We start from the raw sequence: 13,521 nt of genomic DNA on the forward strand, positions 1-13,521 counted from the left end.
CGGGGCGCAGGGCAGGGCTCGCGGTCCTCGTGCGATCTGAGTACCCGGACTGAGTACCCGTACGGATGTGGCCGCACCGTCCCGGTCGGCAGGGTGGGGCGCATGACGACACGCCGTGCCGCCCACCGTGCCCCCAAGCCCCTCGCCGACCCGAACCGACCGGTCGAGCGTGCCGTGAACGCCGCGCTGATCCTCGCCGTGCTGGCCGGGCTCGGCTGGATCGGCGGCATGATCTACACCCTGCTGGGATGGTCGCTCTAGGACCCGTTCAGCGGGTCGCGGCCACCCGGAAGGTGATCCCCGCCCCGCGCAGCCGTTCGGTCAGGGCGTCGCCCATCGCCACTGCCGTCGTGACCTGCCCGGCCGTCGGCGGAAGTTCGTCGAACGCCAGGCACAGGGCCGACTCGGCGAACATCTTCGCCGTCTCGCCGTACCCCGGGTCGCCGCCCGCGACCTCGGTGAACACCCGCCGGCCGCCGCCCTCGCCGACGAAACGCACGGAGAACCAGCTCTTCGCCCGCTTCTCGGGGCCGGGGCCGTCCCCGGGCTCCAGCCGGGAGGACAACCAGCGCCGCGCGGCCGGTAGTTGGGCCGCCGCCATCATCGCACCCGCGAAGGCGACCCCGCCCAGCGCGACCGGCAGATGCCGGACGGCCGCGTACTCGCGGTAGCGGAAGTCAGGTCCGTACCGCTCCAGGGCCCGCGCGGACCGCCGTACGATCTGCGCGTCGATGGTGGGCAGCGGGACCGCCCAGGCGCCGACCTCCCCGGCGAACCGGGGCGTACCCGTCGGCGCGGTCGCGCGACGGCCCACCAGGCGCGGCTCGTGCCGGTTCCGGTCGCGTGCGGCGGCCACCATCTGGCGCGCACGGGCGAACTGGTTGAGCGCCGAGGCGAAGGTGCCGCCGGAGAACGTGGCGTCGGCGGTCACGAACGCGTCGACGGTCAGCGGCACCCCCTGCGGCAGCTGCCGGACCGTGAAGTACGCCCCCAGGTCGTACGGGATCGAGTCGAAACCGCAGGCGTGTACCAGTCGCGCGCCGGTCTCACGCGCGCGTGTGTCATGGCGGACGTACGTCAGGTCCACGAACTCCGGCTCACCGCTCAGGTCGATGTAGTCGGTGCCGGCGTCCGCGCAGGCGGCGACCAGTTCCTCGCCGTACGTCACATAGGGGCCGACCGTCGTCGCCACCACGCGCGCGTGCCCGGCGAGTTCACGCAGCGCCGCCGCATCGGACACGTCCGCCTGGACCACGCCGACCTCGCCGGTCAGCCGTTCCCTGAGCCGCTCCAGCTTCTCGCGGTTGCGCCCGGCGATCGCCCAGCGCAGACCCTCGGGTGCGTGCGCGTCGAGGTACTCGGCGGTGAGGACTCCGACGAAGCCGGTGGCGCCGTAGAGCACGATGTCGTAGGGACGGTCCGCCCTGTTCAGCCTGGTCATGACACTCCTGGAGTCCGCCGCACGCGCCGTTGTCGGTGGCCGAGGCTAGCGTGAGGAGTGCGCAGCTCGATGACCAGCCCGGAGGTGTAGTCGGTGGCCGTGCCCAGGAACGCCCTGAAGAAGTGGGAGAAAGTGCGTGAGTTCGCGCTCGGCCTGCCCGGCGCCGCCGAGGAGTTCCCCTGGGGCGAGACCGTCGCGAAGGTCAACAAGAAGGTCTTCGTCTTCATGGGCGTCGCCGACGGCAGCTATCCGATGGGCATCACGGTGAAGCTCAAGGACGACGAGGCCCACGCCCATGCCCTGACCTGCCCCGGTGCCGAGCCCGCCGGGTACGGCCTGGGCAAGGCGGGCTGGGTGAGCATCCCCTTGGAGCAGGAGGGCGCCCCGGCGGCGGAGCTGCTGTGCGACTGGGTGGAGGAGAGCTATCGGACGATCGCGCCCAAGAAGTTCATAGCGGAGCTGGACGAGCGCTGACGCCAACTTGGCTAAGCGCTTGCTCGCCCAGGTCTTGTGTCCACCGGTACGCCTTCTTAGCATCACTGGTGTTACATCGGTTGTGTCATACCTCAGGGGGCTGGATGACGACGGCGTCACACACACCCGCACCGGGCCCGCTCGGCGGCGTCCGCGTGGTCGAGCTGGCCGGGATCGGGCCGGGCCCCTTCGCCGCCATGCTCCTGGCCGACCTGGGCGCCGACGTGGTCCGCGTGGACCGGCCCGGCGGCTCGGGCCTGGCGATCGACCCGGCGTACGACATCACCAACCGCAACAAGCGCTCGGTGATCGTCGATCTGAAGTCCCCGGACGGCCCCGCCCGCGTCCTCGACCTCGCCGCGCGCGCAGACATCCTCATCGAGGGCTACCGCCCCTCGGTCGCCGAGCGCCTCGGCGTCGGCCCCGAGGCCTGCCGGGCCCGCAACCCGAAGCTCGTCTACGGCCGCATGACCGGCTGGGGCCAGGAGGGCCCCCTCGCCGACCGCGCCGGTCACGACATCGCGTACATCGCGCTCACCGGCACCCTCGGCATGATCGGCGACGCGGACTCGCCCCCGGCCGTCCCAGCCAACCTGATCGGCGACTACGCGGGCGGCTCGCTCTACCTCGTCGTCGGTGTCCTCGCGGCCCTGCACCACGCGCGTGTGACCGGCACCGGCCAGGTCGTGGACGCCGCGATCGTGGACGGCGCCGCCCATCTCGCCTCGATGATCCACGGCATGTTCGCCGCGGGAGGCTGGCAGGACCGGCGCGGGGCCAACCTGCTGGACGGCGGCTGCCCCTACTACGGGACGTACGAGACCGCGGACGGGAAGTCCATGGCGGTCGGCGCCCTGGAACCGCAGTTCTACGCCGAGTTCCTGGACCTGCTCGGCATCGAGGGGCATGCCGGCTCCCGCAAGGACATCGCGCGCTGGGGCGAGCTGCGCGAGGCGGTCGCCGCCCGCTTCAAGTCCCGTACGCGGGACGAGTGGACGGCCGTCTTCGCGGGCTCCGACGCGTGCGTGGCGCCGGTCCTGTCGCTGCGCGAGGCCCCGCACCACCCCCACCTCGCCGCCCGCGGCACCTTCACCGACCACGGCGGCATCACCCAGCCCGCCCCCGCGCCCCGCTTCTCGGCGACGCCGACCGGCGTCCGCACCGGCCCCGCCCGACCGGGCGCCGACACGGCCGACGTGGCCCGCGACTGGGACGTACCCGACCTCATGAAGGGCCAGGAATGAAGCGGAAGATCTTCGCCCCGGAGCACGAGGAGTTCCGCGCGACCGTGCGCAGCTTCCTGGCCAAGGAGGTGCTGCCCCACTACGAGCAGTGGGAGAAGGACGGCATCGTCTCCCGCGACGCCTGGCGCGCGGCCGGAAAGCAGGGCCTCCTCGGGTTCGCCGTGCCGGAGGAGTACGGAGGCGGCGGCACGTCCGACTTCCGCTACAGCGCCGTCCTGGCCGAGGAGTTCACGCGCGCGGGCGCGCCCGGGCTCGCGCTCGGACTGCACAACGACATCATCGGCCCGTACCTCACGGGCCTGGCCACCGAGGAACAGAAGCGGCGCTGGCTGCCCGGCTTCTGCGACGGCTCGCTGATCACCGCGATCGCCATGACCGAGCCCGGCGCCGGATCCGACCTCCAGGGCATCCGGACGCACGCCGAGGACCGCGGCGACCACTGGCTGCTGAACGGCTCCAAGACGTTCATCTCCAGCGGCATCCTCGCCGACCTGGTGATCGTCGTGGCGAAGACGACACCCGAGGGCGGCGCGCACGGACTGTCGCTGCTCGTCGTCGAGCGTGGCATGGACGGCTTCGAACGCGGCCGCAACCTCGACAAGATCGGCCAGAAGGCCCAGGACACGGCCGAGCTGTTCTTCCACGACGTCCGCGTGCCCAAGGAGAACCTGCTCGGCGACCTCAACGGCGCCTTCGTGCACCTGATGACGAACCTCGCCCAGGAGCGCCTGAGCATCGCCGTCTCCGGGATCGCCGCCGCCGAGCACGTCCTGGAGCTCACCACGGAGTACGTCAAGGAGCGCGAGGCGTTCGGACGGCCGCTCGCAGGGCTCCAGCACATCCGCTTCGAGATCGCCGAGATGGCAACCGAGTGCGCAGTCACCCGAACCTTCCTCGACCGCTGCATAGAGGACCACGCACGCGGCGAGCTCGACGCCGTGCACGCCTCCATGGCCAAGTGGTGGGCGACCGAGCTGCAAAAGCGCGTCGCCGACCGCTGCCTCCAACTGCACGGCGGATACGGCTACATGGCCGAATACCCCGTCGCCCGGGCTTTCACCGACGGCCGTATCCAGACCATCTACGGCGGAACCACCGAGATCATGAAAGAGATCATCGGTCGTGCCGTCCTCGGCTGACCCTCACCGAAAGGCTTACCAGTGAGCACCGAAGCGTACGTGTACGACGCGATCCGCACCCCGCGCGGCCGCGGCAAGGCGAACGGCGCCCTGCACGGCACCAAGCCCATCGACCTCGTCGTCGGACTCATCCACGAGATCCAGGGCCGCTTCCCCGGCCTGGACCCGGCCGCCATCGACGACATCGTGCTCGGTGTCGTGGGCCCCGTCGGCGATCAGGGCTCCGACATCGCCCGGATCGCCGCGGTCGCCGCCGGGCTGCCGGACACGGTGGCGGGCGTACAGGAGAACCGCTTCTGTGCGTCGGGTCTGGAGGCCGTCAACATGGCGGCCATGAAGGTGCGTTCCGGCTGGGAGGACCTCGTCCTCGCCGGCGGCGTCGAGTCGATGTCCCGGGTGCCGATGGCCTCGGACGGCGGCGCCTGGTTCAACGACCCGATGACGAACCTGGCCGTGAACTTCGTGCCGCAGGGCATCGGCGCCGACCTGATCGCCACCATCGAGGGCTTCTCGCGGCGGGACGTCGACGAGTACGCCGCCCTCTCGCAGGAGCGGGCGGCCACGGCCTGGAAGGAGGGCCGCTTCGCGCGGTCCGTCGTCCCCGTGAAGGACCGCAGCGGCCTGGTCGTCCTCGACCACGACGAGCACCTGCGCCCCGGCACCACCGCCGACTCCCTTGCCAAGCTGAAGCCGTCCTTCGCGGACATCGGCGACCTGGGCGGCTTCGACGCCGTGGCGCTGCAGAAGTACCACTGGGTCGAGAAGATCGAGCACGTCCACCACGCGGGCAACTCCTCCGGCATCGTCGACGGCGCCTCGCTGGTCGCGATCGGCTCCAAGGAGGTCGGCGAGCGCCACGGGCTCACCCCGCGCGCCCGCATCGTCTCCGCCGCCGTCTCCGGCTCGGAGCCCACCATCATGCTCACCGGTCCCGCACCCGCCACCCGCAAGGCCCTGGCGAAGGCAGGCCTGACGATCGACGACATCGACCTGGTCGAGATCAACGAAGCCTTCGCGGCGGTCGTCCTGCGCTTCGTTCGGGACATGGGCCTGTCCCTCGACAAGGTCAACGTCAACGGCGGCGCGATCGCCCTCGGCCACCCGCTCGGCGCGACCGGCGCGATGATCCTCGGCACGCTCGTCGACGAACTGGAGCGCCAGGACAAGCGGTACGGCCTCGCCACGCTGTGCGTGGGCGGCGGCATGGGCATCGCGACCATCGTCGAGCGCACCTGATTCCCGGCGGAATCGGCGGAATCAACAGACTTCAACGGCTTCTAACGGAGACCTGCCATGACACAGAGCACCACCATCCGCTGGGAACAGGACCGCACCGGCGTCGTCACCCTCGTTCTCGACGACCCCGACCAGTCCGCGAACACCATGAACCGGGCGTTCCGCGACTCCCTCGCCGTCGTCACCGACCGTCTGGAGGCCGAGAAGGACTCCATCCGCGGCATCATCTTCACCTCCGCCAAGAAGACCTTCTTCGCGGGCGGCGACCTGCGCGACCTGATCCGTGTCACGCCCGAGACGGCGCAGGAGCTGTTCGACGGCGGCATGGAGATCAAGCGCCGGCTTCGCCGCATCGAGACGCTCGGCAAGCCGGTCGTCGCGGCGATGAACGGCGCGGCCCTCGGCGGCGGTTACGAGATCGCGCTCGCCTGCCACCACCGCATCGCCCTCGACGCCCCCGGCTCCAAGATCGGCTGCCCCGAGGTCACCCTCGGCCTGCTTCCCGGAGGCGGCGGCGTCGTCCGCACCGTACGCCTCCTCGGCATCGCCGACGCCCTGCTGAAGGTGCTGCTCCAGGGCACCCAGTACAGCCCGCAGCGCGCCCTGGAGAACGGCCTGATCCACGAAGTGGCCGCCACCCAGGACGAGTTGATGGCCAAGGCCCGTGCCTTCATCGAGGCCAACCCCGAGTCGCAGCAGCCCTGGGACAAGCCCGGCTACCGCATCCCGGGCGGCACACCGGCGAACCCCAAGTTCGCGGCCAACCTGCCCGCCTTCCCGGCCACTCTGCGCAAGCAGACGAACGGCGCCCCCTACCCGGCGCCGCGCAACATCCTCGCCGCCGCCGTGGAGAGCTCCCAGGTCGACTTCGACAACGCGCAGGTCATCGAGGCCCGCTACTTCGTGGAGCTGGCCGCGGGACAGACGTCGAAGAACATGATCCAGGCGTTCTTCTTCGACCTCCAGGCCGTGAACTCCGGTGCCAACCGCCCCAAGGGCATCGAACCGCGCAAGGTCAGCAAGGTCGCCGTCCTCGGCGCCGGGATGATGGGCGCGGGCATCGCGTACTCGTGCGCCCGCGCGGGCATCGAGGTGGTCCTGAAGGACGTATCGGCCGAAGCCGCTGCCAAGGGCAAGGGCTACTCCGAGAAGCTGTGCGCGAAGGCCGTCTCCCGGGGCCGTACGACCCAGGAGAAGGCGGACGCGCTGCTGGCCCGCATCACGCCGACCGCGGACCCGCAGGACGTGGCCGGCTGCGACGCGGTCATCGAGGCCGTCTTCGAGGACCCGGCCCTCAAGCACAAGGTGTTCCAGGAGATCGAGCACATCGTCGCGCCGGACGCGCTGCTGTGCTCCAACACCTCCACGCTCCCGATCACCGCCCTCGCCGAAGGCGTGGAGCGGCAGGGCGACTTCATCGGGCTGCACTTCTTCTCGCCCGTCGACAAGATGCCCCTCGTCGAGATCATCAAGGGCGAGCGGACGGGGGAGGAGGCCCTCGCCCGCGCCTTCGACCTGGTCCGGCAGATCAAGAAGACGCCGATCGTCGTCAACGACTCGCGCGGCTTCTTCACCTCCCGGGTCATCGGCCACTTCATCAACGAGGGCGTGGCCATGGTCGGCGAGGGCATCGAGCCCGCATCGGTCGAGCAGGCCGCCGCCCAGGCGGGCTACCCGGCCAAGGTGCTGTCTCTCATGGACGAGCTGACGCTCACCCTCCCGCGCAAGATCCGGGGCGAGTCCAAGCGGGCGGTGGAGGAGTCCGGCGGCACCTGGCAGCCCCACCCCGCCGAGGCCGTCATCGACCGCATGATCGACGAGTTCGAGCGCACGGGCCGCAGCGGCGGCGCGGGCTTCTACGACTACGTGGACGGCAAGCGCGCGGGCCTGTGGCCGGGCCTGCGGGAGCACTTCACCCGAGAGGGCGCGGAGATCCCGTTCCGGGACATGCAGGAACGCATGCTGTTCTCCGAGGCGCTCGACACGGTGAAGCTCCTGGAGGAGGGCGTGCTGACGTCCGTCGCCGACGCCAACATCGGCTCCGTCTTCGGGATCGGCTTCCCTGGCTGGACGGGCGGCGTCCTGCAGTACATCAACGGCTACGAGGGAGGCCTGCCCGGCTTCGTGGCACGCGCGCGTGAACTCGCCGAGCGGTACGGGGAGCGGTTCATGCCGCCCGCGCTGCTGGTGGAGAAGGCGGAGAAGGGCGAGAAGTTCACCGACGCGATGTGACACAGCACTGAGCGACACGCCCACCTGGCCCTGGGGAGGACGGGAGACCGACGCTGACCGCCGAACCGGTCACGGTCCCCGTCCCCACGAGCTGGTGGACGAGGGCAGCGGCTTCCGCACCGGGCAGACGCTGAACGTGTCAGGCGGATCCGCCTACCTCTGAGATCCCGTCCAGCCACTCCCGCAGCTCCTCCCTGAGGGAGCGCTGAAACGTCGTCAGCAGGGCCTGCACCACCAGCGGATGCATGTGCGCGGACAGCGACTTCACGTCCTCGGCGGCGCGCTCGGCCACGGCTTCGCGCAGCAGCCGCGACAACTCGTGCGCCGCCGCGCGCGAGTGCTCGATCAGCGCCGTGCGGGCCGCCATGATCGTCTCCTGGGACAGCGGTACGTCGAGCAGCTCGACGCCGAGCCGCAGCAGACCGGAGTCGACACGGAACGCGCCGTCCTCGTGCGCGACCACGTTCATCGCCCCCAGCCGCTCCACGTCCTGATCGCTCAGCGTCCGCCCGGCCCGCCGCTGCAGCTCCTCGCGTGTCACCGTCTCCACCGAATCCGGGGCCCAGCTCGCCACCACGGCACGGTGGATGGCGAGGTCGTGCGCGCTCAGGTCCGGCGGCAGCTGGCGCAGATAGCGGTCGATCGCCGCGAGGGTCATGCCCTGGGTCTGGAGTTCCTCGATCAGCGCGAGGCGTGCGAGATGCTCCTGGCCGTAGTGACCGACCCGGCGTGGACCGATCACCGGCGGCGGCAGCAGGCCCTTGGTGCTGTAGAAGCGGACCGTGCGGACCGTGACGCCCGCCCGTGCGGCCAGCTCGTCGATCGTGAGGGTCGGCTCCGCCACGTCGGTGGATTCGGTCGTCATGTGCAGCAGTATCGCTGTCTCACCAACACTGTGAAACCTCGGGGCGTCCACCGAATGACCTTGTGACAAGCACCGCTCTGTGACATGAGCCACCGCATGCGGGGCAATCTCCGTGGGAAGGTGCTGCCTTGGTCTGTACCGCGTCCAGGCGCGGTGCGGGCCACACCTTTGCACGGACACCCGGGCCCACCCCCGCCCGGGCGCACCAGAGAGTGGTACCACCTGTGAGCAAGGACGCCGTGGACACGGCACAGGTCGCCGCCCATCCCGAGGCGACCGGGACCCCCGCGGACGCGGGCGACGCCGGCTACAGCAAGGATCTCAAGGCCCGCCACGTCAACATGATCGCCATCGGCGGCGCGATCGGCACCGGACTCTTCCTGGGCGCCGGCGGCCGCCTGCACAACGCCGGCCCCGCCCTCGCACTGGCCTACCTGGTCTGCGGCGTCTTCGCCTTCTTCGTGGTCCGCGCCCTCGGCGAGCTGGTCCTCTACCGCCCGTCCTCCGGGTCCTTCGTGTCGTACGCGCGCGAGTTCCTCGGCGAGAAGGGCGCGTACGTCGCCGGCTGGATGTACTTCCTGAACTGGTCGACGACCGGCATCGCCGACATCACCGCGATCGCGCTCTACACGCACTACTGGAGCATGTTCACCGACATCCCCCAATGGGTGCTGGCACTGATCGCCCTGGCCGTCGTCCTGGCGGTGAACCTGATCTCGGTGAAGATCTTCGGCGAGATGGAGTTCTGGTTCGCGATCATCAAGGTCGCCACGCTGGTGGGCTTCATGCTGATCGGCATCTTCCTGCTGGCCACCCAGCACGAGGTGGGCGGCACGACGCCCGGCCTGTCCGTGATCACCGACAACGGCGGCGTCTTCCCGCACGGCCTGATGCCGGTCGTCCTCGTCATGCAGGGCGTGATCTTCGCGTACGCCGCCCTGGAACTGGTCGGCGTCGCCGCGGGCGAGACCGCCGAGCCGGAGAAGATCGTCCCGCGCGCGGTGAACTCGATCATGTGGCGGGTGGGCCTGTTCTACGTCGGCTCGGTCGTCCTCCTCGCCCTCCTCCTCCCCGGCTCGGCGTACTCGGCCGACCAGAGCCCCTTCGTCACGGTCCTGTCGAAGATCGGCGTTCCGGCGGCGGGCGACGTGATGAACCTGGTGGTGCTGACGGCGGCGATGTCGTCGCTGAACTCCGGCCTGTACTCGACGGGCCGCATCCTGCGCTCCATGGCGATGGCGGGCTCGGCCCCCAAGTTCACCGCCCGCATGAACCGCAGCCAGGTCCCCTACGGCGGCATCCTGCTCACCTGCGCGGTGTGCGTGCTCGGCGTCGGCCTGAACTTCCTCGTGCCGAGCCAGGCCTTCGAGATCGTGCTGAACGTCGCCTCCCTCGGCATCATCAGCACCTGGGTGATCATCATGGTCTGCCACCTGGTCTTCGTCCGCCGAGCCAAGGCGGGCCTGGTCACCCGTCCGCACTTCCGGCTCCCCGGCAGCCCCGTCACCGAGATCACCACGATCGCCTTCCTGCTGGCCTGCCTCGCCATGATGTGGAACGACCCCGAGGTCGGCCGCAAGACGCTCCTCCTCATCCCCGTGATCGCGGCGATGCTGATCGGCGGCTGGTACGCACTCCGCCGCCGGGCAGCCAGGGCGGAGGACCGGGAGCTGACCGAGCTCACGAAGTAACATACGGTCAGGAACGCGCCCCGTAAGGGGCGCGGGGAACTGCGCGACCAGCCACACTCAACCCGCAGAAACCCACTGTCGGAGGGCCTACGGCGACACATTCGGTGGGTAAGGGAGCCGCATGGACCTCATTCCCGTCGAAGTCGGCCCGCTGAATCCCCAAGTGCTGGACCTGGCCGTCGGCCTCGTGCTGTTCGCCGTCTGCTACCTCGGCATGGTCCCGCTGCTCCGCCGCGCCCGCCGCATCATGGACGCGCGTGAACAGGCGACGGACGGCGTCGCCAAGCACGCCGAGCAGGTCCGCGCCCTCGCCGAGGAGAAGCGCAACGAGGCGCGGGCCCTGCTCGCCGAGGCCCGGCACGACGCGGCGCGCACCCGGCAGCAGGCGGAGGCAGAGGGCGCTTCACTCATCGCCGAGGCCCGCGCCGACGGCATACGCGAGCGCGACGCACTCCTCGCCCGTGCCGCCACCCGCATCGAGGCCGACCGTGCCGCCGCGGAAGCCGAACTCCACACGCACATCCCGGAGTTGGCGGCGGAGTTGGCGAGCCGCGTGCTGGGCGAGCCCGTCAGCCCCGGGACGCGAACGCCCGCAGCAGACACTCGGTGAGCCGTGCCGCGATGGTGCCGTCGGGGTCGAGGCGTGGGTTGAAGATCGCGACGTCGAGGCCCATCGCGCCCGGGCCGGAGAGGGCAATGCCGAGCACCGCCTCCAACTCCTCCCAGGACAGCCCGCCGGACAGCCGGTAGTCCACCGCGGGCATCACCGCGTCGTCCAGTACATCGACGTCGAGATGCACCCAGTACCCGGCGGACCCACCGCCCGTGAGGAGATCCACCGCACGCCGTGCCGCCTCGGCCGCGCCCAGCTCCCGTACCGCGTCGAGGTCCATCGCATGCAGGGCGTCCGGCAGCGGCTGCATCCCGAACACCGAGGCCTCCGCCTGGTCCCGGAAGCCCAGGGCGACCGCGTCCGCGTCCTGCACCAGCGGCCCCCGCCCCTCCAGATCGGCCAGGACGGCGGGCCCGTGCCCGGTGGCCAGGGCCAGCTCCATGGAGGCCACCTCGCCGACCGGTTCCGCCGCCGGCTGATAGAAGTCGGTGTGGCCGTCGAGGAACAGCAGCCCGTGCCGCCCCCGCCGCCGCAGCGCCAGCAGATTGCCGAGCAGCACGCTGCAGTCGCCGCCCAGCACCACCGGGAACCTGCCCTCGTCCAGCACTCCGCCGACCGCGTCGGCCAGCCGTACGGAGTAGTCGGCGATCCCCGCCGGATTGAGGACCTCGGTCTCCGGATCCCGCTCAGGGTCGTACGGCCCCGGTTCGACCCTGCCCGCCCGCACCGCGCCGAGGCCGTCGGCCAGACCCGCGTCGAGCAGTGCCCCGGGCAGCTCCTCGACGCCGGTCGGCCGCAGCCCCAGCACGGACGGTGCCTCGATGATCGCGACGTCCCGCACTGGAAGACTCCCTCGTCAGGCGGCGCCGGCCGGCCCACGCGTGTCCGGCGCGTGGGCCCACCGTAAACCGCGGGAGGGCGCGGAGCGCGTCAGTGCTGGTGTCGCGGGGCGTCCCGCTCCGCGTCTTCGTGCTCGTGCACCCCGTTCGTCGCGGCGATCTTCTTCCACGACTTCGGCGGCGCGTCAGGTGCCGCCTGACGGGTGATGGACGCGGACCGTGCCGCGGGCGCGCTCGGCTTGGACGGCTGGTACAGCCAGGTGTCGAAGAGCGCGGCCAGCGGCTTGCCCGACACCTGTTCGGCGTACACCCGGAAGTCGGCGACCGACGCGTTGCCGTGCGCGTACTTCTTCGGCCAGCCCTTGAGGACGGCGAAGAACGCCTCGTCCCCGATCTCGTTCCGCAGCGCCTGCAGGGCCAGCGCGCCCCGGTCGTAGACCGCGAGGTGGAACTGGTTCTCCGGCCCCGGGTCGCCCGGCTTCACGGTCCAGAACGCGTCGTCGGCCGGATGCGACGCGTAGACATAGTCCGCGATCTCCTGGGCCGTGCCCTCGCCCTCGTGCTCGGACCACAGCCACTGCGCGTACCGGGCGAAGCCCTCGTTGATCCAGATGTCCTTCCAGCCGGCCACCGACACCAGGTCGCCGTACCACTGGTGGGCCAGCTCATGGACGACGACGGAGGTGTTCGACCCGCTCGCGAACTGCCGCGGGCTGTAGAAGGGCCGGGTCTGGGTCTCCAGCGCGTACCCGGTGTCGGTGTTCGGCACGTATCCGCCGAGCGCGTTGTACGGGTACGGCCCGAAGTACCCGGTCAGCCAGTCGGCGATCTCCCCGGTCCGCTCCACGCTCGCGCGCGCCGCGCCGGCGTTTGCGCCCAGGTCCTTGCTGTAGGCGTTGATGACCGGAATGCCGCTCTCGGTCGTGCCCGTCGTGACGTCGAACTTCCCGGCCGCGAGCGTGGCGAGGTAGGTCGCCTGCGGCTTGTCGGAGCGCCAGTTGTAGCGGGTCCAGCCGGCGCGTGAACTCGACGACTGGAGCGTGCCGTTGGAGATCGCCTGGGTACCGTCGGGCACGGCGACGGACACGTCGTAGGTGGCCTTGTCGAGCGGATGGTCGTTGCTCGGGAACCACCACCAGGCCGCCTCGGGCTCGTTCGCGGCGACTCCGCCGTCCGGTGTGCGGTGCCAGCTGGTGAAGCCGTACGCCTGTTTCGTCGACGGCACTCCGCTGTACCGCACGACGACGGTGACCGAGGTGCCCTTGCGCACGGGCTTGTTCGGCGTGATCTCCAGCTCGTGCTCGCCGGACGTCGCGAACGACGCCTTGGCTCCGTCGACCCGCACTTCGCTCACGTCCAGCAGGAAGTCCAGGTTGAACCGGGACAGGTCCTGCGTGGTGCGGGCCAGCAGGGTCGCGGTGCCCGACAGTTCGTCGGTGGCCGGCTGGTACTTCAGCCGCAGGTCGTAATGGGAGACGTCGTATCCGCCGTTGCCGTAGGCCGGGTAGTAGGGGTCGCCGATACCCGGGGCGCCCGGGGACACGCTCGCGGCCGATGCCGGGATCGCCAGCAGCAAGGCCGCGGCGAGCGAGCCCGGCGCGATGAATCTGCGGTGCACGAAAGCTCCAAGTCGTAGGGGACCGAAGTCTGTTCGGAGCCTATTCATTCGCTGTGCACCCTGGCGTGTCCATGGTGCCCCTGTCACACGATCGCCATTCGGCCGTCATGAGCCGAATGGCGCAACCGT

The 13,521-nt window shown here is 70.6% G+C and carries 12 protein-coding genes; 8 read left to right on the forward strand and 4 right to left on the reverse strand.

Annotated features, from left to right (window positions below):
- The first annotated feature begins 102 nt into the window (after positions 1–102).
- On the forward strand, positions 103–261 hold the full coding sequence (gene mmpA, locus QQY66_RS43255) for a morphogenic membrane protein MmpA (protein WP_301985915.1): 159 nt from the start codon (positions 103–105) through the stop codon (positions 259–261).
- A 7-nt stretch (positions 262–268) separates the two neighbouring features.
- On the opposite strand, the gene QQY66_RS43260 is transcribed toward mmpA, so the two are convergent.
- Positions 269–1,441, reverse strand: coding sequence for a trans-acting enoyl reductase family protein (locus tag QQY66_RS43260; protein ID WP_301985917.1), 1,173 nt, complete (start codon positions 1,439–1,441; stop codon positions 269–271).
- Between the two features lie 93 nt (positions 1,442–1,534).
- Here QQY66_RS43260 and QQY66_RS43265 point away from each other — a divergent pair, with 93 nt between their 5' ends.
- From QQY66_RS43265 to QQY66_RS43285, 5 genes are all read left to right on the forward strand, one after another.
- Complete coding sequence (locus QQY66_RS43265) at positions 1,535–1,915, forward strand: MmcQ/YjbR family DNA-binding protein (protein ID WP_301985918.1); 381 nt, start codon at positions 1,535–1,537, stop codon at positions 1,913–1,915.
- 104 nt (positions 1,916–2,019) lie between these two features.
- A complete protein-coding gene (locus QQY66_RS43270; RefSeq protein ID WP_301985919.1) occupies positions 2,020–3,159 on the forward strand; it encodes a CaiB/BaiF CoA-transferase family protein in 1,140 nt (379 codons plus the stop codon).
- A complete protein-coding gene (locus QQY66_RS43275) occupies positions 3,156–4,298 on the forward strand; it encodes an acyl-CoA dehydrogenase family protein (protein WP_301985920.1) in 1,143 nt (380 codons plus the stop codon). Before QQY66_RS43270 ends, QQY66_RS43275 begins: the two co-directional genes overlap by 4 nt.
- Positions 4,299–4,319: 21 nt before the next feature.
- The gene (locus tag QQY66_RS43280) at positions 4,320–5,534 is read left to right on the forward strand and encodes an acetyl-CoA C-acetyltransferase (RefSeq protein ID WP_301985921.1); all 1,215 of its coding nucleotides are present in this window, start codon (positions 4,320–4,322) and stop codon (positions 5,532–5,534) included.
- 57 nt (positions 5,535–5,591) lie between these two features.
- Positions 5,592–7,766, forward strand: a complete 2,175-nt coding sequence (locus tag QQY66_RS43285) for a 3-hydroxyacyl-CoA dehydrogenase NAD-binding domain-containing protein (protein WP_301985922.1) — start codon at positions 5,592–5,594, stop codon at positions 7,764–7,766.
- Between the two features lie 139 nt (positions 7,767–7,905).
- On the opposite strand, the gene QQY66_RS43290 is transcribed toward QQY66_RS43285, so the two are convergent.
- A complete protein-coding gene (locus QQY66_RS43290; RefSeq protein WP_301985923.1) occupies positions 7,906–8,631 on the reverse strand; it encodes a MerR family transcriptional regulator in 726 nt (241 codons plus the stop codon).
- A 224-nt stretch (positions 8,632–8,855) separates the two neighbouring features.
- Here QQY66_RS43290 and QQY66_RS43295 point away from each other — a divergent pair, with 224 nt between their 5' ends.
- Together QQY66_RS43295 and QQY66_RS43300 are read left to right on the forward strand one after the other, a co-directional pair.
- Entirely contained in the window at positions 8,856–10,322 is a 1,467-nt protein-coding gene (locus tag QQY66_RS43295; RefSeq protein WP_301985924.1) for an amino acid permease, read from the forward strand.
- Between the two features lie 121 nt (positions 10,323–10,443).
- On the forward strand, positions 10,444–10,932 hold the full coding sequence (locus QQY66_RS43300; protein WP_301985925.1) for a hypothetical protein: 489 nt from the start codon (positions 10,444–10,446) through the stop codon (positions 10,930–10,932).
- Here QQY66_RS43300 and QQY66_RS43305 read toward each other — a convergent pair.
- Both QQY66_RS43305 and QQY66_RS43310 read right to left on the reverse strand, forming a co-directional pair.
- A complete protein-coding gene (locus QQY66_RS43305) occupies positions 10,892–11,776 on the reverse strand; it encodes an arginase family protein (RefSeq protein WP_301985926.1) in 885 nt (294 codons plus the stop codon). The two genes, QQY66_RS43300 and QQY66_RS43305, sit on opposite strands and share 41 nt — an antisense overlap.
- An 89-nt stretch (positions 11,777–11,865) precedes the next feature.
- Complete coding sequence (locus QQY66_RS43310; protein WP_301985927.1) at positions 11,866–13,392, reverse strand: M1 family metallopeptidase; 1,527 nt, start codon at positions 13,390–13,392, stop codon at positions 11,866–11,868.
- Positions 13,393–13,521 lie beyond the last annotated feature (129 nt).

Source organism: Streptomyces sp. DG2A-72 (assembly GCF_030499575.1).
Lineage (GTDB): Bacteria > Actinomycetota > Actinomycetes > Streptomycetales > Streptomycetaceae > Streptomyces.

Excerpts from the sequence above, each read along its gene's own strand:
- QQY66_RS43290 (WP_301985923.1), bottom strand. The coding sequence starts at position 8,631 with ATGACGACCGAATCCACCGACGTGGCGGAGCCGACCCTCACGATCGAC.
- QQY66_RS43270 (WP_301985919.1), top strand. The coding sequence starts at position 2,020 with ATGACGACGGCGTCACACACACCCGCACCGGGCCCGCTCGGCGGCGTC.
- QQY66_RS43260 (WP_301985917.1), bottom strand. The coding sequence starts at position 1,441 with ATGACCAGGCTGAACAGGGCGGACCGTCCCTACGACATCGTGCTCTAC.
- QQY66_RS43285 (WP_301985922.1), top strand. The coding sequence starts at position 5,592 with ATGACACAGAGCACCACCATCCGCTGGGAACAGGACCGCACCGGCGTC.
- mmpA (WP_301985915.1), top strand. The coding sequence starts at position 103 with ATGACGACACGCCGTGCCGCCCACCGTGCCCCCAAGCCCCTCGCCGAC.
- QQY66_RS43275 (WP_301985920.1), top strand. The coding sequence starts at position 3,156 with ATGAAGCGGAAGATCTTCGCCCCGGAGCACGAGGAGTTCCGCGCGACC.
- QQY66_RS43300 (WP_301985925.1), top strand. The coding sequence starts at position 10,444 with ATGGACCTCATTCCCGTCGAAGTCGGCCCGCTGAATCCCCAAGTGCTG.